Raw genomic sequence first — 18315 nt, 5'->3', positions numbered from 1 at the left:
CCGGGCAGGACGACTCGGCGTGGCTCGCGGTGAACGCCGCCGCCTTCGCCCACCACCCCGAGCAGGGCTCGCTGACCCAGCGCGACCTCGACGACAGTGCGGGCCGTCGCCGTCGAGCTGCTCGACGTCACTTGTCGGTGTCGTCCTTCTTCGCGTCGTCGTCGGAGCCCTCTTCGCCCTCGATCACGGGGACGAGGGAGAGCTTGCCGCGGGAGTCGATCTCGGCGATCTCGACCTGGACCTTCTGGCCCACGCCGAGGACGTCCTCGACGTTCTCCACGCGCTTGCCGCCGGCCAGCTTGCGGATCTGCGAGATGTGCAGCAGACCGTCCTTGCCGGGCAGGAGGGAGACGAAGGCGCCGAACGTCGTCGTCTTCACGACCGTGCCCAGGTAGCGCTCGCCGACCTCGGGCATCGTCGGGTTGGCGATGCCGTTGATGGTCGTACGGGCGGCCTCGGCGGACGGGCCGTCGGCGGCACCGATGTAGATGGTGCCGTCGTCCTCGATGGTGATCTCGGCGCCGGTGTCCTCCTGGATCTGGTTGATCATCTTGCCCTTGGGGCCGATGACCTCACCGATCTTGTCCACGGGGATCTTGACGGTGATGATCCGCGGGGCGTTGGGGGACATCTCGTCCGGCGTGTCGATCGCTTCCATCATCACGTCGAGGATGTGGAGGCGGGCGTCACGGGCCTGCTTCAGGGCGGCGGCCAGGACGGAGGCGGGGATGCCGTCCAGCTTGGTGTCGAGCTGGAGCGCGGTCACGAACTCCTTGGTGCCGGCGACCTTGAAGTCCATGTCGCCGAAGGCGTCCTCCGCACCGAGGATGTCGGTGAGGGTGACGTAGTGCGTCTCGCCCTCGATCTCCTGGGAGATCAGGCCCATGGCGATACCGGCGACGGGGGCCTTCAGCGGCACACCGGCGTTCAGCAGCGACATGGTGGAGGCGCAGACCGAGCCCATGGACGTCGAGCCGTTGGAGCCGAGGGCCTCGGACACCTGACGGATCGCGTAGGGGAACTCCTCGCGGGTCGGCAGCACCGGCACGAGCGCGCGCTCGGCGAGGGCGCCGTGGCCGATCTCGCGGCGCTTCGGGGAGCCGACGCGGCCGGTCTCGCCGGTGGAGTACGGCGGGAAGTTGTAGTTGTGCATGTAGCGCTTGCGGGTCACCGGGGAGAGGGTGTCCAGCTGCTGCTCCATGCGGAGCATGTTCAGCGTGGTGACGCCCAGGATCTGGGTCTCGCCACGCTCGAACAGCGCCGAGCCGTGCACGCGCGGGATGGCCTCGACCTCGGCGGCCAGGGTGCGGATGTCGGTGACACCGCGGCCGTCGATGCGCTTCTTCTCCTTGATCACGCGCTCACGGACCAGGGTCTTGGTCAGCGAGCGGTACGCGGCGGAGATCTCCTTCTCGCGGCCCTCGAACTCCGGGAGCAGCTTCTCCGCGGCCAGACCCTTGACACGGTCCAGCTCGGCCTCGCGCTCCTGCTTGCCCGGGATGGTCAGCGCGGAGGCGAGCTCCGGCTTGACGGCGGCGGTCAGCGCCTCCAGGACGTCGTCCTGGTAGTCGAGGAAGATCGGGAACTCGGCGGTCGGCTTGGCGGCCTTCGCGGCGAGGTCGGCCTGGGCCTTGCAGAGCACCTTGATGAAGGGCTTCGCGGCGTCCAGACCGGCGGCGACGACCTCCTCGGTCGGCGCCTCGGCGCCGCCCTTGACCAGCTGGATGGTCTTGTCGGTGGCCTCGGCCTCGACCATCATGATCGCGACGTCGCCGTCCTCCAGGGCGCGACCGGCGACGACCATGTCGAAGACGGCGTCCTCGAGTTCGGTGTGCGTCGGGAAGGCGACCCACTGGCCGTTGATCAGCGCGACGCGGACGCCGCCGATCGGGCCGGAGAAGGGCAGACCGGCCAGCTGCGTGGACGCGGAGGCGGCGTTGATCGCCACGACGTCGTACAGGTGGTCGGGGTTGAGGGCCATGATCGTGGCGACGACCTGGATCTCGTTGCGCAGGCCCTTCTTGAAGGACGGGCGCAGCGGGCGGTCGATGAGGCGGCAGGTGAGGATCGCGTCCTCGCTGGGCCGGCCCTCACGACGGAAGAAGCTGCCGGGGATCTTGCCGGCGGCGTACATCCGCTCCTCGACGTCCACCGTCAGGGGGAAGAAGTCGAGCTGGTCCTTGGGGTTCTTGGAGGCGGTGGTGGCCGACAGCACCATGGTGTCGTCGTCCAGGTACGCCACGGCGGAGCCGGCGGCCTGCTTGGCCAGGCGGCCCGTCTCGAAGCGGATGGTGCGGGTGCCGAAGGAGCCGTTGTCGATGACGGCCTCGGCGTAGTGGGTCTCGTTCTCCACTAGCGTTTTCTCCGTTACTTGTCGTCTTTTGTCCCACCTCGCCCGTGTGGCGGGGGGACAGTCGCGGAGAAGCGCTCCGTGCGGTGCGGGCCGGTCTTCGATCGAAGCACCCGGGATTCACTTCCCGGGGGCCACTACCGAGGACCGGCGGCGGCTTGGGCGCGCTTCTCCTCGTTCTGTGTCGTACGGCGTTACGTGTCGTGCGTATGTCGTTGTGCTACCACACTACAAAGCGTGAGGGACACTCCGCACGTTTCCGCACGCACGTCAGTACTTTCCATACGTACGCAAAGGGAGCGGCCCCCGATGCTTCGGGAACCGCTCCCCTCACGGCGTCTTACTTGGCGCCCGCCGCACCGCGGCGGATGCCGAGGCGGTCGACCAGCGCACGGAAGCGCTGGATGTCCTTCTTCGCCAGGTACTGCAGGAGGCGACGGCGCTGACCGACCAGGATCAGCAGACCACGGCGGGAGTGGTGGTCGTGCTTGTGGGTCTTGAGGTGCTCCGTCAGGTCGGAGATCCGGCGCGACAGCATGGCGACCTGGACCTCGGGGGAGCCGGTGTCGCCCTCCTTGGTACCGAACTCGGTGATGATCTGCTTCTTCGTAGCGGCGTCGAGCGACACGCGTACTCCTCAATGGTCTGAGAGTGCCTCGGAGCGCCCCCGGTCTTCGTCTCGGGGAAGCTTCTGTTACTCGCAAGGCGGAAGGCCGTACACACACGGCCATCCATCAGGGTACCAGCAGCTCGGGGGCCGCCTCGCCACCTGTGGAAGAGGCTGTGGAAACCCGCAGGGCGGACCGACGCGGCCACTAGGGTGACCGTACAGATCGTTCTCGTACGTCGGGAAGGGACCCATGACGGAGACGGAAGAGCAGATCAAGGCGCGCAAGGAGCGGGAGCGCGACGAGCTGTACGCGCTCGACATCTCCGACGCGGAGTGGCACGGCGCGCCCGGCACCGAGGAGCACGAGGAACGGGTCGAGATCGCCTACCTTCCCGGCGGCGCCGTGGCCATGCGCTCCTCGCTCGACCCTGACACCGTGCTGCGCTACACGGAGGCGGAGTGGCGGGCCTTCGTGCTCGGTGCCCGGGACGGCGAGTTCGACCTGGAGCCGTCGCCGGAGGCGTAGTCACCGGACCACGCAACCGACGGACGGCGTGGCTGGCGGACGGCATGGCTGGCGGACGGCCATGCTCTCGATGCCGAGGGCGAGGTAGACCCACTTCGGCTGTCCCTTGGCGGGGCCGTCGACCTTCTTGACGCCGAAGAAGATGCGGCCGTCCTGGACGACGATGTCGTTGTACTCGGTCATCGTCATCAGGTCGGCCTCCTCGGGCAGGTCGAAGTAGAGATACGGAAGGGACCGTGCGACCGGTTCGACGCGTCAGCCCCCTTTCCCCCACCGCCCCACACGAGCCACCCGCCCGTCCCCACCGCCGCCACGAGGACGACCGCGAACAGCCCCAACAGCCCTGTCCGGCGGCGCTTCTTCTGTTGCGTCTCCGTCGCGGTCAGGGCGGACTGGGTGTACATCGAAAGGGGTGGGCCGAAGCTCACGCGGGATCCATTTCCTCTGAGGCGGGTACGGAAGTCCATGGCATGGCCACGGAAACGTCCCCACTATGCCGGGTTGCTTGATCACGCGCGCGAACGGGCGGCGCCGGCAGCGGTATCGACCGATTTCTTCCTCAATGCGCAGGCTGTGTACGGCAATTCATGGCTGGTTGTGACGCAGTGGGCAGGCGCTCAGGGGTGGACGGGCCTGCCGGGGTGGGGCTACTGGTGATTAGGGTGGTACAGGGCGCGCCGCCAGAACCCGTGGACCAGGTGGCGGTGCCTCGGGGGGAGAGCCGGTGGATCGGTCTGCCTCGCAACGCATCAGGACGACAAGCACATGGTCGCCCCGGCACGGCATTGAGGGTGCTCGACCACACCAGGAGGAACTGTGAGCAGCGATCGGGACGGGAACCGCGGGGGCTGGGCCACACCCGGCGACGACCAGCCCGACGCCGAGTCCGCCATCGAGACGACGGGCGAGTTCACCATCGACTACGCACCGCCGGCGTGGTACACGCAGAACGCGTCGGGTGGTTCCTCCGGCGGAGGCGGTGCGGGGGGTGGCGGCGCGGGGGGTTCTGGCACGGCGGGCGCCGGTACGGCGGGGTCCGGTGCGGGGGGTGCCGGGGCTGCTGGGTCCGGTACCGGTGCTGCCGGGGGTGCGGAGCCTGAGACCGGTGCGGGTGGTGCCGGAGGTACGGCGCCTGGGACCGGTGCGGGTGCGAGTGGGGCGCCTGGGGCGCCCTCCGCTTCGGGGGCTCCGTCCGACTTCTCGCTCTCCTCTCTGCCGGGGCTGACTCCGCCGGCTCACTCGCGGCCCCAGTCGGGCACGGGTGCCGGTACGGCTCCGGCGGCGCCGTTCACTCCACCTGCTCCGACGCCCGGAGCTCCCTTCACGCCTCCCGCTCCGGCTCCAGCTCCAGGTGCGCCGTTCACCCCGCCGCCGGCTGCCGCCGCGCCTGGGGCGCCGTTCGCGCCGCCGGTCGGTGGGCCCGGGGCGGTGCCGAAGCTTCCGGTGGGGAGCGGGTTCGAGCCGCAGGGGCAGGGGCAGGCGGAGACGCCGGGAGCGGGTGCCGCTTCGGCGGTTCCAACGGCTCCGGTGGCGCCCGAGGCGTCCGGTTCCCCGGCTTCCGACGAGGACTCCGGGAATGGTGATCTGGACAGTGGCCGCACCATGCGGTTCTCTCCGGTGGCCCTGAAACAGGAGATCTCCGAGCGCGCCGGCGCGGCCGAGGCAGAGCCGGGCTCGCAGGACGACGCCGAGGCGGTGAGCGAGGAGGGCGCTGCGGACTCCGTGGACGGGGACGACGTCGAGGGCCCCGGCGAGGTCGACGGTTCCGCCGAGACGGCGGAGGCGGAGACCGACGGCGATGATGTGGCTGACGACGGCGAAGACTCCGGTTCGGCCGAGGTGATCGAGCTCGGGAGCCACTCCGACGACGACTCCTCCGAGGAGACGGAAGCTTCGGCGGCCGCTGCGGAGGGGGCGGACGCTGACGGAACGGCGGATGCGCAGGCGGGTGACACCGACACTGAGGTTGCCGCCGATGTAGAGGCTGATGGAGAGACGGAAGGCTCGGCGTCTCAGGACTCGGAGCGCGAGCACGCCACTTCCGAGGAGCAGGTGCTTCCGGAAGCGGCGGCCGTTGACGCCGAGTCGGCGGACGCGGTGGAGGAGGAAGCGGTACGAGAGGACGCCGAGCCCTCCGACGCCGTATCCGCGGATGCCGAGCCGTCCGACGCCGAAGCCCAAGCCGGCGGGGCGCAGGGAAGCGAGCCGCAGGATGCCGTTCCGAGCGAGTCCGCGGCCCCGCAGGACACCCCGCCCGCCTGGGCTCCGCCGCCGGCGCCGCAGGGCGAACTGCCGCCGTTGCCCCCGTCGTACCAGCCCGCGGCGCCCGCGGCGGCGGCCGAGTGGCCCGTACAACCGCAGCAGCAGGATCCCGCGGCACCCGCGCAGCCGCCGGCCCCGGAGGGTCAGCCGCCGGTACCGCCGCAGCCGTTCCAGCCGCAGGCCCCTCAGTCGGCCCCGGCAGCCTGGAACGCCGCGGCAGCACCCCAGCAGACCCCGGGCACCCAGCAGCCGAGCGCCCCGATCCCCAACACCCCAGCGGCCTACGGCTTCCCGCACCCCGGCGCGCCAGGCCAGCCCCCGGCCGCACAGCAACCACCCACCGGCTCCCCGGCCCCCAACACCCCGGGCGCATACGGCTTCCCGCACCCAGGCCAGCCTCCGGCGACCCCGCAGCAAGCCGGCGCTCCTGACCCGAACACGCAGGGCGCGTACGGCCTCCCTCACCCGGGCTCCCCGGCAGTGCAGCCGCCGACCGGCGTACCCGCCCCTCACACCCCGGGCGCCCCTGGGTTCCCGCACCCGGGCACCCCGGGCCAGCCCCCGGCGTCCGCCCCCGCGGCACCGCCGACCCCGGCTGGCGCGCCCCCGCAGAGCGGCCACGGCTTCCCGCAGCCCCCTGCACCGCAGGGCGGCTACGGCTATCCCAACCCCGCCGCACCCCAGGCCGCCCCGCCTGCCCCATCCGCGGCCAACCCGCCGGCCCAGCCCGGCGGTTACGGTTTCCCCCAGCCGCCCACGGCCCAGCCCCAGCCCAACGACGCCCAGGCCTCCGCGCCTGCGGCTCCCGGCGGCTACGGCTTCCCCAACCCCGCGGCGCCTCAAGCGGCTCCCCACGCCCCGGCCGACCCGAACTCCCCCGCCCACCCGAGCGGTTACGGCTTCCCTCAGCCCCCCGCCCCGCAAGGGCGGCCCCAGCCCGGCGTGCCTCAGCAGGGCCAAGCCGAGCCCGGCGGACCCGCACCCGCACCGGCTCAGTACGGTCCCAACCCCCCGGCTCAGCCCGACGGTTACGGCTTCCCACCGCCGCCCGCCCCTCACGCCCAGGCACAGCCCGGCATCCCCCCGCAGGGACAGCCTCAGCCCGGTGTCCCCCCGCAGTACCAGCCGCACCCCGGCTTGCCGCCGTACGGTCAGGCTCCGGCGGATGCGCAGGCGGGGTCGGGGTTCCCGCAGCAGGGGAGTGCCGATCAGGCGCCGTCGGCAGCGCCGCAGCCCGTCGATCCGCGGGCCGGGGCCGGGTGGCCGCAGCCTGTTCAGCATGATCAGCGACAACCCACCAACCCCGGCGCCGCGCCGCTCGGTTACACCGCCGCCGTGGAGCTGTCCTCCGACCGGCTGCTCAACAACAAGCGGCAGAAGGCGAAGAGCGGCCGGCCCGCCGCCGCGCCGAGCCGGTTCAAGATCGGCGGAAAGAAGGAAGAGGCCGAGCGGCAGCGGAAGTTGGAGCTGATCCGCACCCCCGTGCTGTCCTGCTACCGCATCGCCGTCATCAGCCTCAAGGGCGGCGTGGGCAAGACGACCACGACCACCGCTCTCGGCTCGACCCTGGCCACCGAACGGCAGGACAAGATCCTCGCCATCGACGCCAACCCGGACGCCGGCACCCTCGGCCGCCGCGTGCGCCGCGAGACCGGGGCCACCATCCGCGACCTCGTGCAGGCGATCCCGTACCTCAACTCGTACATGGACATCCGCCGGTTCACCTCACAGGCGCCGTCCGGCCTCGAGATCATCGCCAACGACGTCGACCCGGCCGTTTCGACGACCTTCAACGACGAGGACTACCGCCGCGCCATCGACGTCCTCGGCAAGCAGTACCCGATCATCCTCACCGACTCCGGCACCGGTCTGCTCTACAGCGCGATGCGCGGTGTGCTCGACCTCGCCGACCAGCTGATCATCATCTCGACGCCGTCCGTCGACGGCGCGAGCAGCGCCAGTACGACGCTGGACTGGCTGTCGGCGCACGGGTACGCGGACCTCGTGTCGCGGTCCATCACTGTGATCTCCGGTGTCCGGGAGACCGGAAAGATGATCAAGGTCGAGGACATCGTGGCGCACTTCGAGACACGCTGCCGCGGGGTCGTGGTCGTGCCCTTCGACGAGCACCTCTCGGCCGGCGCCGAGGTCGACCTCGACATGATGCGGCCCAAGGTGCGCGAGGCGTACTTCAACCTCGCGGCGATGGTCGCCGAGGACTTCGTACGCCATCAGCAGGCGCACGGGCTGTGGACCAACGACGGCAATCCGCCCCCGGTCGCGGCCCCGCCGATGCCGGGCCAGGCGGTCCCAGGCCAGCCCATGCCGGGCCAGCCCTACGCCCAGCCCGGACAGCCGATGCCTGGGGCGCCGTACTACGGGCAGCCGGGGCAGCCGGTTCCAGGACAGCCGGGGCCCTACCCCCAGGCACCACAGTCCCAGCCGCCCCAGCAGCCTCCCGCGCATCAGCCGGGTCAGCCGTACGTCCCGGGGCAGCCGTACCCCGGTCAGCCGTACGCACCGCAGCCGTACCCGCCCGCCGGTCAGCCCGGCGAACCCGGCTACGGCTACCCCCAGCCGCCCGCGGACGGGCAGACTCCGCCTCCTCCCCCGCCGCCGCAGCAGTAAGCAGTAAGCAGTGCATGGCGAAGGGGCCGGTGCCCGATGGCACCGGCCCCTTCGTCATGACGACACGTCGTGACGCTGCGCTCTACTCCGCCGACGCCGACGCCACCAGCTCACGGCACCGCTTCACGTCCTGGGCCATCTGCTCCAGCAGGGCCTCCAGGGACGCGAACTTCGCCTGGCCCCGGACGAAGGCGAGGAAGTCCACGGCCACGTGCAGGCCATACAGGTCGAGGCCCACGCGGTCGATGGCGTACGCCTCCACCGTGCGCTCCGTGCCGTCGAACTGCGGATTCGTGCCGACGGAGATCGCGGCCGGCATCGCCTCGCCGTTCACGTGCAGCCAGCCGGCGTAGACGCCGTCGGCGGGGATCGCGGTGTGGGGCAGCGTCTCGACGTTGGCGGTGGGGAAGCCGAGCTCGCGGCCGCGCTGGGCACCGCGGACGACCACGCCCTCCACTCGGTGCGGCCGGCCCAGGATCTCGGCGGCGCCCTCGAGGTCGCCCTCGGCGACCAGGCGGCGGGTGAGGGTGGAGGAGAACGGCTCTCCGCCGCCCGCCTCACCGGTGACGTACAGGTCGACGACCTCGACCTCGAAGTCGTACGTCTTGCCCTGTTCGGCGAGGAACTCCACGTTGCCCGCGGCCTTGTGGCCGAAGCGGAAGTTCGGGCCCTCGACGACCGCCCTGGCGTGCAGCTTGTCGACCAGCACCTTGACGACGAAGTCGGCCGGCGACAGCTTCGAGAACTCCGTGGTGAAGGGGAGGATGAGGACCGCGTCCACGCCCAGGTCCGCCATCAGCTCGGCGCGGCGGTGGTGCGGGGCGAGCAGCGGGGGGTGGCTGCCGGGGCGCACGACCTCGCTCGGGTGCGGGTCGAAGGTGACGACGACGGAGGGAACGCCCAGCTCACGGGCGCGGTCCACGGCGTGCCGGATGATCAGCTGGTGACCGCGGTGGACTCCGTCGTACGAGCCGATGGTGACGACGCTGCGCCCCCAGTCCTCGGGGATGTCCTCCAAGCCACGCCAGCGCTGCACTGTGACCGCTCCTCGAACCCGTGTCCGTGTCTACCGACCTCTTACGCAGGTCTAAGGGTGCCATGCCGGGCCCGTACCGCCCGCATCGGCATGGGGGCTGTGACCCGTCGCACGTGACGGCGGGGGGGCTCAGGCGGGCACACGTACGCCCGACAGGTTCTCGATCATCCGGCGGGCGCTGGGGCCGACCACCGCCGCCCAGGCCTGCGGGGTGTCCGTCAGCCAGTCGGCCATCCGGGCCGCGAAGCCGGGCACGCGCCGGCCCAGGTCGACCAGGCCGCGGTCGAAGCGGGCCGCGCCGTCCGGGGTGCGGACCATGAGGAGGCCGGTGCGGTGGACGAGGTCGCGGATCTCGTCGCCCGGGTGCGGCGCGACGGCGTGCAGCAGGGCGTCGAGGACGGCCGGGTCGTGCTCGACGGAGAGGAGGAACTCGAGGAGTTCCTGGCGGAGGGGGTGGGAAACCGGGGTGCCGGGGACGGCCAGTACCGCGGCCAGCGCGGCCCGTACCGCCTCCGGGCCGCCGTCGAGGAGGCCGGTGACGAGCGGGAGCAGCACCGCTCGGGCCGCGGGCCCCTGGTCCAGACGGCGTTCGACATATGCGGCGACGTCGGCGGCGGTCTCGGGGCGGTGCCGTACGGCGTCCCGCACCAGGGTGGCGACCCGGCGGGCCAGCGCGGGTGTGGTGACGTCGGCGAGGGTGCGCAGCGCCCGGCCCGGCTCCGGCCTGCGCAGCCGGTCCCGGAACGCGTCCAGGACCGGTTCCTGGTGGGTGGCCAGGGCGGGGACCAGCGCACTCGGCGGGACGTACGGGTCACCGGTCGCGAACCGGAGCAGTGCCTGCGGGAGATGGCGGGCACGGGTGCGTGGATCGCGGACGAGCAGGGCGAGCGCGCCGCCGTGCAGGGTGTCGTCGGCGGGCCGGGCGAGCAGGGCCCCGGCGGCATAGCGCAGGAGGTCGCGGTCGGCCTCGGTGCGGACATGGGGGGCGGTGCGCAGTCCGTGGACCACGGCCGCCGCTCGCCGGGAAGCGCGTTCGTCGTGCGCCCAGCGGTCCACGGCCCGGCACACCGCCGACGGCTCGTCCTCGGCCAGCGCCGCCAGCAACTCGTCCGCCCTGGGATGCGCGGACTCCACCAGCACCTCGGTCAACTCGTCCAGGGCGAGGTGCCGGTGGGTGTGGAGCAGGGCCTGGGCGGCTTCGGCCACGGTCGCGTGCGGAGTCGCGGGCAGGGGGCGGTCGTCGTCGAACCAGGAGGTGAGGAGGGGCTGTACGGCGGTCGGTGCGGCGGCGAGGAGACGGGAGACGGCGTCGAGGTAGCGGGGCGTGGTGGGCGCGTCCTGGGGTGGGTGGTCGGCGAGGAGGAGGTGGCGGAGGAGGTCGAGGCGGTCGCTGTCCGGGAGGGGGAGGGCGGTCCAGAAGGCGGGGGTGAAGACGGATGCGGTGGTGGGGTGCTGAGCGGTGACGACGTGGTCGGCGAGGTGACGGAGTACGTCGAGGTACGGGCCGGCGTCCGGGACTCGGAGGAGGGTTTCGCAGAGGAGACGGGCGGGCCACCAGGAGTCCGGGTCCGTCGTCAGCGCCTGGACCAACTCGTGCAGGCGGGTGGCGAGTTGGGTGGTGCCCTGTTCTCGGGCGAGGAACAGCAAGGCCTGTACGACCGGGCCGATGCGATGGTGCGGCACGGGGAGCGGCCGGGCGTGCGGGGAGGGGGTACGGCGGTGGACCAGGGCCTGCAGCGCCTCGTCGAGGTCGAGGTGGGTGCCCTGGATCCAGTCGGCGAACTCCTCGTGGGCGAAGCGGTAGCCGGTGCCGGCCGGGACGAGGAGCCCTTCGGTGAGGACGGCGGAGGCCCAGCAGCCACCGCCGAGGTGGGGCAGTGCCTGGCCCCAGGGGAACACCGCCTCGAACGACGCCCGGTCCAGTGCGCCCTGGCCCGGGCCGAGGCTGCGGCGGGCGGCCTCGTGGACCTGGCCGGAGACCTTTGCCGCGAGGCGGCGTACGGCGGTGCCACGGAGGCCGTTCACGTCGGCCAGGCGGACGGCGATGCGGAGGCACATCAGGTCCAGGTAGGCCGAGAAGACGGTGTCGCGGTCGAGGGGGGCGTGAGGAGTGCCGAGCGTGTCGGGTAGGGCTGTGCGGATCTCGGCGAGGAGGCGGAGGGTGAGGGGGTGCCGGGCGTCGGCGGCGGTGAGGGCGCCTTCGGGGATGCCGTGGCGTTCGCGGGCCGTGCGGGCCTCGGGTTCCGTGAGGTCGGTGAGGTGCAGGGAGGGTGGCGCTGAAGGAGTCTCGTCCGCGACGACCGGAGGTGACGGGAAGCGCGGCGCCGCTGTTTCCCAGTACTCCTGCCTGCAGGCCACCACCAGGCGGGCGCCTGTTTCGGCCAGCCAGGTCGCCGTGCCCTCGGTCCAGACGGGGAGGCGTTGGGAGAGGAGCGGGGGCATCTCCTCGGGGCGGTCGAGGAGGAGCAGCAGGGGGCGTTGGGCGGTGCGGGCGATTGCGGCGAGGCGGGTCGGGCCGGTGTCGCCCAGGTCGTTCGCGCGGGTGGCTTCCGACGCGGCGACGATACGGGCGGCGCGGGCCAGTGCGCGGCTCGCGGCGTCGGCGACGGACGTGTCGTCGTCGCACAGGTCGGCGCCGCGCAGCCACAGCGTGGGGGCGGGTTCGGCGCAGTGGTGTCGGCGTGCGGCGAGGGCCGCGAGTTCCGTCGTACGGCCGCTGCCCGGGGCGCCGACGAGGCCGAGGACCGGGGCGGCCCCCTGTCCGTCCGCGAAGGCCGTCAACTGCCTTGTCGTCTCGGCCCGTTCCACCGGCTCCACCCGAGCGAGGCGGCCCGCCGGTGCCTCCGACGGGCCGTCCTGGCCCACCGATGTGGCCGTCAGTTCCAGTACGCCCGCCAGGTTGAGGTCGGCTCCGTAGGCGGGCACCGTGGCCGCGTTGCGGGCGAGGAGGTCGGCCAGGGGACCGTCGGTCCCGGGGCGCAGGGGGACGGCGTACCCGCTGTCGCGGTGGCCGGACCGGAGTGCCGTGCCGAGGACGGCGACGACGGCGCCCGTGTCGGCGTCCAGGACCGGGCCTCCGGCGGCGGCCCCGCCGAGCCGCAGCGCGTCCTGGCCGGCGGTGCCGATGGCCAGTTCCAGGGCGTCGTCGATGAGGCGGTAGCGGTCCGTCGCCGCGTAGGTGACGCAGGTCGCGGCCAGGACCCGGGCCTCGCGCCAGCGGCCGGCGGCGAGACGGACGTAGGTACCGGTCCCGACCCGGTCCCGGACGGTGATGGGGAGCGGGTCGACGGCCAGGCCCTCGGTGCGGACAAGAGCGAGGTCCAGTTCGGGGAGGGCGGTCACCGCCTCCGCCGGCACCAGACAGGTGCGGTCGCCGCCCGCGTGCACCACCAGTCGGGGCAGCCCGTCGACCGCTTCGTGGCTGGTGACGACGGTGCCCTGGTGGTCGGCGACGAAGCCGGTGCCGCGGGGGCGCCCGGCGAGGTCGTGGATGCGGACTACGGCGGCCTCGAGGCTCTGCCGCTCCCCCGTGTCCCGTGGCTCCGGCGCACCGTCCCTCGTATGCCGGGACCGCTCTCGTCCCGTCATGGCCGTCCTCCCCGCCGTACACCCGTTCCCTGGGTTCGACGGTAGGCGCCGGATGATCAGCGGAACAGATCGCGTCGTGAACGCGCCCCCTTCCACTCCCTTGGTTCACTCCGAGCGCCTGCCCGGACGGGTGAACAGGCGGGGGTCGCTGGATACACCCTAGGGGTGGGGGAACCGAGGGGGGACCGTGGAGCGGCGTCGCAACCCCGTGAGCGCCGCTCCACGGACGGGCAGCCTCGGTTCTGCCGGCGAAGTCGTCAGCCGAAGACGGCCAGGCTCTTCGCCTTGCCCTTCTGCGACTCGACGAGCGCGAGGAAGTGTCCCTCGCGGTCGAAGACGGCGACCGGGCCGGCGGTCTCGTACTCGTCGGGCATCTCCAGGCGGACGCCGTTCGTCAGCAGGCGGGCGCGCGCGGCGTCCACCTCCCAGCGGGGGAAGGCGGCGGTGGCGGCGTCCGCGATGGGCATGACCGTCAGCTGCTGCTGGAGTTCGTCGAGCGTCTTCGCGGACTCCAGCTTGTAGGGGCCGACGCGGGTGCGGCGCAGGGCGGTCAGGTGGCCGCCGACTCCGAGGCCGGCGCCGAGGTCTCGGGCCAGGGCCCGGATGTAGGTGCCGGAGGAGCAGACCACCGAGACGACCAGGTCGAGGACGGGGGTGCCGTCCTCGGCGACGGCGTCCCGGATGTCGTACACCGAGAAGGACGAGACGGTGACCGGGCGGGCCGGGATCTCGAACTCCTCGCCCTCACGGGCCCGTTTGTAGGACCGCACGCCGTTGATCTTGATGGCGCTGACCTTGGACGGCACCTGCATGATGTCGCCGGTGAGCTCCGCGATCCCGGCGTCGACGGCCTCCCGGGTGACCTTCGAGGCGTCGGCCGACCCCGTGATCTCGCCCTCGGCGTCGTCGGTCAGGGTCGTCTGGCCCAGCCGGATCGTGCCCAGGTACTCCTTCTCGGTCAGCGCGAGGTGGCCGAGGAGCTTGGTCGCCTTCTCGACGCCGAGGACGAGCACACCCGTCGCCATGGGGTCGAGGGTGCCCGCATGTCCGACGCGGCGCGTCTTCGCGATGCCGCGCATCTTGGCGACCACGTCGTGCGAAGTGAAGCCCGACGGCTTGTCGACGATGACAAGTCCGTCGGGCGTCTGGTTCCTCTGGGTCATTCGGCGGCGTCGTCCTCGTCCTCGCCCGGCTTCTTGTACGGGTCCGCCTCGCCCGCGTAGGTGGCGCCGGCCGAGACCTCGCGCACCTTCGCGTCGGACTGCCGGGCCTTGTCGAGGAGGTCCTCGATGGTCCGGGCGGTGTCGGGCAGGGCGTCGGCCACGAAGGTCAGCGTCGGCGTGAACTTCACGCCGGCCGCGGCGCCGACCGCGGAGCGGAGCACGCCCTTGGCGCTCTCCAGTCCGGCCGCCGCCGCGGCTCGCTCCTCGTCGTCCCCGTACACGGTGTAGAAGACGGTCGCCTCCCTCAGGTCCCCGGTGACCCGGGTGTCCGTGATGGTGACGTGCGAGCCGAGCCGCGGGTCCTTGATCCCGCGCTGCAGCTTCTGGGCCACCACCTCTCGGATGAGGTCCGCCAGCCTCTTGGCACGCGCGTTGTCGGCCACTGGTCCGTCTCCTTAGTAACTTCTCTTGCCGCTTGCTTCAGTCTTCGTCGCTGTGGAGTCTGCGTCGAACCGAGAGCAGTTCCACCTCGGGCCGCGCGGCGACCAGTCGCTCACAGCGGTCCAGTACGTCGGTGAGGTGCCCTGTGTCCCCCGAGACCACCGCCAGCCCGATCTCGGCCCTGCGGTGGAGGTTCTGATTGCCCGTCTCCGCCGCGCTCACCGCGTACTTGCGCTGGAGTTCGGCCACGATCGGACGGACGAGAGAGCGTTTCTCCTTCAGCGAGTGGACGTCGCCGAGGAGCAGGTCGAAGGACAGAGTCCCCACATACATGTGTGTCCGGATGTCCCGCCGGTTCGGGGTACGGGCGCCACGCTTCGACGCCGATACGGGAACCGTACACGCAACGGCCGGGGCCGATCGACGGAAATTCCATGGAGGAACTTCCCCGCCGACCGGCCCCGATCGCGTGCTGGATCAGACGCGCGGCTTCTCGCGCATCTCGTACGTCGCGATGACGTCGTCCACCTTGATGTCGTTGAAGTTGCCGAGGTTGATACCGCCCTCGAACCCTTCGCGGATCTCGGTGACGTCGTCCTTGAAGCGACGCAGGCCCTCGATGTTGAGGTTCTCCGCGACCACCTTGCCGTCGCGGATGAGGCGGGCCTTGGTGTTGCGGCGCACCTCGCCGGAGCGGATGAGGACACCGGCGATGTTGCCCAGCTTGGACGACTTGAAGACCTCGCGGATCTCCGCCGTACCGAGCTCGACCTCCTCGAACTCCGGCTTCAGCATGCCCTTCAGGGCCGCCTCGATCTCCTCGATCGCCTGGTAGATGACCGAGTAGTACCGGACGTCCACGCCCTCGCGCTCGGCCATCTGCGCCGCGCGGCCTGCCGCACGGACGTTGAAGCCGATCACGATGGCGTCGGAGCCCATCGCCAGGTCGATGTCCGACTCCGTGACCGCACCGACGCCGCGGTGCAGGACGCGGATGTCGACCTCTTCGCCGACGTCCAGCTGGAGCAGGGAGGATTCCAGCGCCTCGACCGATCCGGACGCGTCGCCCTTGATGATCAGGTTCAGCTGCTGGACCTCGCCGGCCTTCAGCACCTTGTCCAGGTCCTCCAGCGACACGCGGCGCGTGCGCTTGGCGAACGCGGCGTTGCGCTCACGGGCGGCGCGCTTCTCCGCGATCTGACGGGCCGTACGGTCCTCGTCCACCACGATGAAGTTGTCGCCCGCACCCGGGACGTTGGTCAGGCCCAGGACCTGGACCGGCGTCGACGGGCCGGCCTCGGCGACGTTGTTGCCGTTGTCGTCGAGCATGGCGCGCACCCGGCCGTAGGCGTCGCCCACGACCATCGTGTCGCCGACCCGCAGCGTGCCTCGCTGGACGAGGACCGTCGCCACGGCACCGCGGCCGCGGTCGAGACGGGACTCGATCGAGATGCCCTGCGCGTCCTGGTTCGGGTTGGCCCGCAGGTCGAGCGAGGCGTCGGCCGTCAGGATCACGGCCTCCAGCAGGGAGTCGATGTGCAGACCCTGCTTGGCGGAGATGTCGACGAACATGGTGTCGCCGCCGTACTCCTCGGCCACCAGGCCGTACTCGGTCAGCTGACCGCGCACCTTGGTCGGGTCGGCGCCCTCGACGTCGATCTTGTTGACCGCGACGACGATCGGGACGTCGGCTGCCTTGGCGTGGTTGAGCGCCTCGACCGTCTGCGGCATGACGCCGTCGTTGGCCGCGACGACCAGGATCGCGATGTCGGTCGACTTCGCACCACGGGCACGCATGGCGGTGAACGCCTCGTGACCCGGGGTGTCGATGAAGGTGATCTTGCGCTCTTCGTCGTTGACCTCGGTCGCGACCTGGTAGGCACCGATGTGCTGGGTGATGCCGCCGGCCTCGCCCGCGATGACGTTCGTCTTGCGGATGGCGTCGAGGAGCCGGGTCTTACCGTGGTCGACGTGACCCATGACGGTCACGACCGGCGGACGGACGACCAGGTCCTCCTCGCCGCCCTCGTCCTCGCCGAACTCGATGTCGAAGGACTCGAGCAGCTCACGGTCCTCCTCCTCGGGGCTGACGATCTGAACCGTGTAGTTCATCTCGTCGGCGAGGAGCTGCAGCGTCTCGTCGGAGACGGACTGCGTGGCCGTGACCATCTCGCCGAGGTTCATCATGACCGCGACGAGCGACGCCGGGTTGGCGTTGATCTTCTCCGCGAAGTCGGTGAGCGACGCGCCACGGGAGAGACGGATGCTCTCGCCGTTGCCGCGCGGCAGCATCACGCCGCCGACGCTCGGCGCCTGCATGGCCTCGTACTCCTGGCGCCTCTGCCGCTTCGACTTGCGGCCACGGCGCGCGGGACCGCCGGGACGACCGAAGGCGCCCTGCGTGCCACCACGACCGCCCGGACCACCGGGACGACCGCCGAAGCCGGGACGGCCACCGCCGCCGGCACCCGCACCGGGACCGCCGGGACGGCCGGCGAAACCGCCGCCACCGCCACCGGGACCGCCGGGACGGCCGGCGAAGCCGCCACCGCCGCCGCCACCCGGACGACCGGCGAAGCCGCCGCCGCCCGGACGACCGCCGCCACCGCCACCGGGACGACCGCCGCCACCGGGACCGCGACCGCCGGGACCGCCGCCACCGGGGCGGGGGCCGGCAGCGGGACGCTGCGGCATCATGCCGGGGTTGGGACGCGGGCCGCCGGGGCCGCCGCCGGGACGGGGACCGCCCTGCGGACGGGGCATGCCGCCCGGGGTCGGACGCGGGCCGCCCGGAGCCTGCGGACGGGGACCGCCCGCCGCGCCCTGGGGACGGGGACCGCCCTGGCCCTGCGGACGCGGGGCGCCGCCGGAACGCTCACCGGGGGCACCGGGGCCGCCGGGTCGCGGGGCACCGCCCGGACGGGGCGCCTGCGGGCGCGCCATGCCGGTGGAGCCGCCGGAGGTGAAGGGGTTGTTGCCCGGACGCGGACCGGCCGGACGGGCACCGGGACGCGGGGCCTGGCCACCCGGACGCGGGGCGCCGGGACGGTCACCGCGGTCGCCGCGACCCTGGCCGCCCTGGCCGGGGCCACCGGGACGCGGGGCGCCCGGACGGGCGGTCTGGCCGCTGGGGCGCGGGGCGCCCGGACGCGGGCCGGAGCCCTGGGACGCGGGGGCCGCAGGGGCCGACGGGGGTGCCGTGAACTCGGGCGTCGTCGGAGCCGGGGACGCCGGGGCGGGCCGCGGCGCGGGCTTCGGGCCCGGGGTGGGACGGGGGCCGGGAGAGACCGGCGCGGCGGGAGCCGCGGGCTTCTCGGCGACAGCCGGCTTCGGGGCCGGCGGGCGCGGGGCGGCCGGACGGGCGCCCTGCGCGGGAGAGGGGGCCGCCGGACGTGCCGGGGCGGCCTTGCGTGCGGAGGCGGCCTTGCCGCCTCCGTTGCCCTGCTGGAGGGCGTCCGTCAGTTTGCGGACGACGGGCGCTTCGATGGTCGAAGACGCCGAACGGACGAATTCACCGAGTTCCTGGAGCTTGGCCATGACGACCTTGCTCTCAACCCCGAACTCCTTGGCGAGTTCGTATACCCGGACCTTAGCCACTTCGCTCCTTTTAGGTCCGGGTGCGTCCGGACCGTCGCTACTTCATGGGCGTACTCATCGCGTGCTCATCGAGTGCTCATCGCAATCTCGACCTACTTCCAACTCGCGGGGTAC

11 protein-coding genes and 1 pseudogene are annotated in these 18315 nt (G+C 72.2%); 3 read left to right on the top strand and 9 right to left on the bottom strand.

Going from position 1 to position 18315, the window contains the following annotated elements; translation table 11 throughout:
- A pseudogene (locus ABZ453_RS11880) lies at nucleotides 1-95 on the top strand (mycothiol synthase); the annotation flags it as partial.
- A 32-nt stretch (nucleotides 96-127) separates the two neighbouring features.
- On the opposite strand, the gene ABZ453_RS11875 reads toward ABZ453_RS11880, so the two are convergent.
- Both ABZ453_RS11875 and rpsO read right to left on the bottom strand, forming a co-directional pair.
- On the bottom strand, nucleotides 128-2353 hold the full coding sequence (locus tag ABZ453_RS11875) for a polyribonucleotide nucleotidyltransferase (protein ID WP_359014067.1): 2226 nt from the start codon (nucleotides 2351-2353) through the stop codon (nucleotides 128-130).
- 337 nt (nucleotides 2354-2690) lie between these two features.
- Entirely contained in the window at nucleotides 2691-2978 is a 288-nt protein-coding gene (rpsO, locus tag ABZ453_RS11870; protein ID WP_005479656.1) for a 30S ribosomal protein S15, read from the bottom strand.
- A 232-nt stretch (nucleotides 2979-3210) separates the two neighbouring features.
- Between rpsO and ABZ453_RS11865 the strand changes: the two genes are divergently transcribed.
- A complete protein-coding gene (locus ABZ453_RS11865) occupies nucleotides 3211-3486 on the top strand; it encodes a DUF397 domain-containing protein (RefSeq protein ID WP_133047445.1) in 276 nt (91 codons plus the stop codon).
- Here the strand turns inward: ABZ453_RS11865 and ABZ453_RS11860 are convergent, their stop codons facing one another.
- Nucleotides 3487-3675 (bottom strand): hypothetical protein, encoded by a 189-nt coding sequence (locus ABZ453_RS11860; protein ID WP_359014064.1) that lies wholly within the window; start codon nucleotides 3673-3675, stop codon nucleotides 3487-3489.
- Nucleotides 3676-4302: 627 nt separating this feature from the next.
- On the opposite strand from ABZ453_RS11860, the gene ABZ453_RS11855 reads away from it, so the two are divergent.
- Entirely contained in the window at nucleotides 4303-8376 is a 4074-nt protein-coding gene (locus ABZ453_RS11855; protein ID WP_359014062.1) for an SCO5717 family growth-regulating ATPase, read from the top strand.
- An 82-nt stretch (nucleotides 8377-8458) separates the two neighbouring features.
- On the opposite strand, the gene ABZ453_RS11850 is transcribed toward ABZ453_RS11855, so the two are convergent.
- The 6 genes from ABZ453_RS11850 to infB form a co-directional block, all read right to left on the bottom strand.
- A complete protein-coding gene (locus ABZ453_RS11850) occupies nucleotides 8459-9412 on the bottom strand; it encodes a bifunctional riboflavin kinase/FAD synthetase (protein WP_359014060.1) in 954 nt (317 codons plus the stop codon).
- A 129-nt stretch (nucleotides 9413-9541) separates the two neighbouring features.
- On the bottom strand, nucleotides 9542-13000 hold the full coding sequence (locus tag ABZ453_RS11845) for a serine protease (RefSeq protein WP_359014058.1): 3459 nt from the start codon (nucleotides 12998-13000) through the stop codon (nucleotides 9542-9544).
- Between the two features lie 257 nt (nucleotides 13001-13257).
- The gene (gene truB / locus ABZ453_RS11840) at nucleotides 13258-14163 is read right to left on the bottom strand and encodes a tRNA pseudouridine(55) synthase TruB (RefSeq protein WP_359014056.1); all 906 of its coding nucleotides are present in this window, start codon (nucleotides 14161-14163) and stop codon (nucleotides 13258-13260) included.
- Nucleotides 14160-14606, bottom strand: a complete 447-nt coding sequence (gene rbfA / locus ABZ453_RS11835; RefSeq protein ID WP_208785549.1) for a 30S ribosome-binding factor RbfA — start codon at nucleotides 14604-14606, stop codon at nucleotides 14160-14162. Before rbfA ends, truB begins: the two co-directional genes overlap by 4 nt.
- 37 nt (nucleotides 14607-14643) lie before the next feature.
- Complete coding sequence (locus ABZ453_RS11830) at nucleotides 14644-14937, bottom strand: DUF503 domain-containing protein (protein ID WP_031052658.1); 294 nt, start codon at nucleotides 14935-14937, stop codon at nucleotides 14644-14646.
- A gap of 144 nt (nucleotides 14938-15081) precedes the next feature.
- A complete protein-coding gene (infB, locus tag ABZ453_RS11825) occupies nucleotides 15082-18201 on the bottom strand; it encodes a translation initiation factor IF-2 (RefSeq protein WP_359014053.1) in 3120 nt (1039 codons plus the stop codon).
- Between the last annotated feature and the right edge of the window lie 114 nt (nucleotides 18202-18315).

Origin of the sequence: Streptomyces sp. NPDC005799, from assembly GCF_040630525.1 — a bacterium.
Taxonomy (GTDB): Bacteria; Actinomycetota; Actinomycetes; order Streptomycetales; family Streptomycetaceae; genus Streptomyces; species Streptomyces griseorubiginosus_B.
The sequence above is the reverse complement of the archived record's forward strand: the minus strand, read 5'-3'. Positions and strand labels throughout refer to the sequence as shown.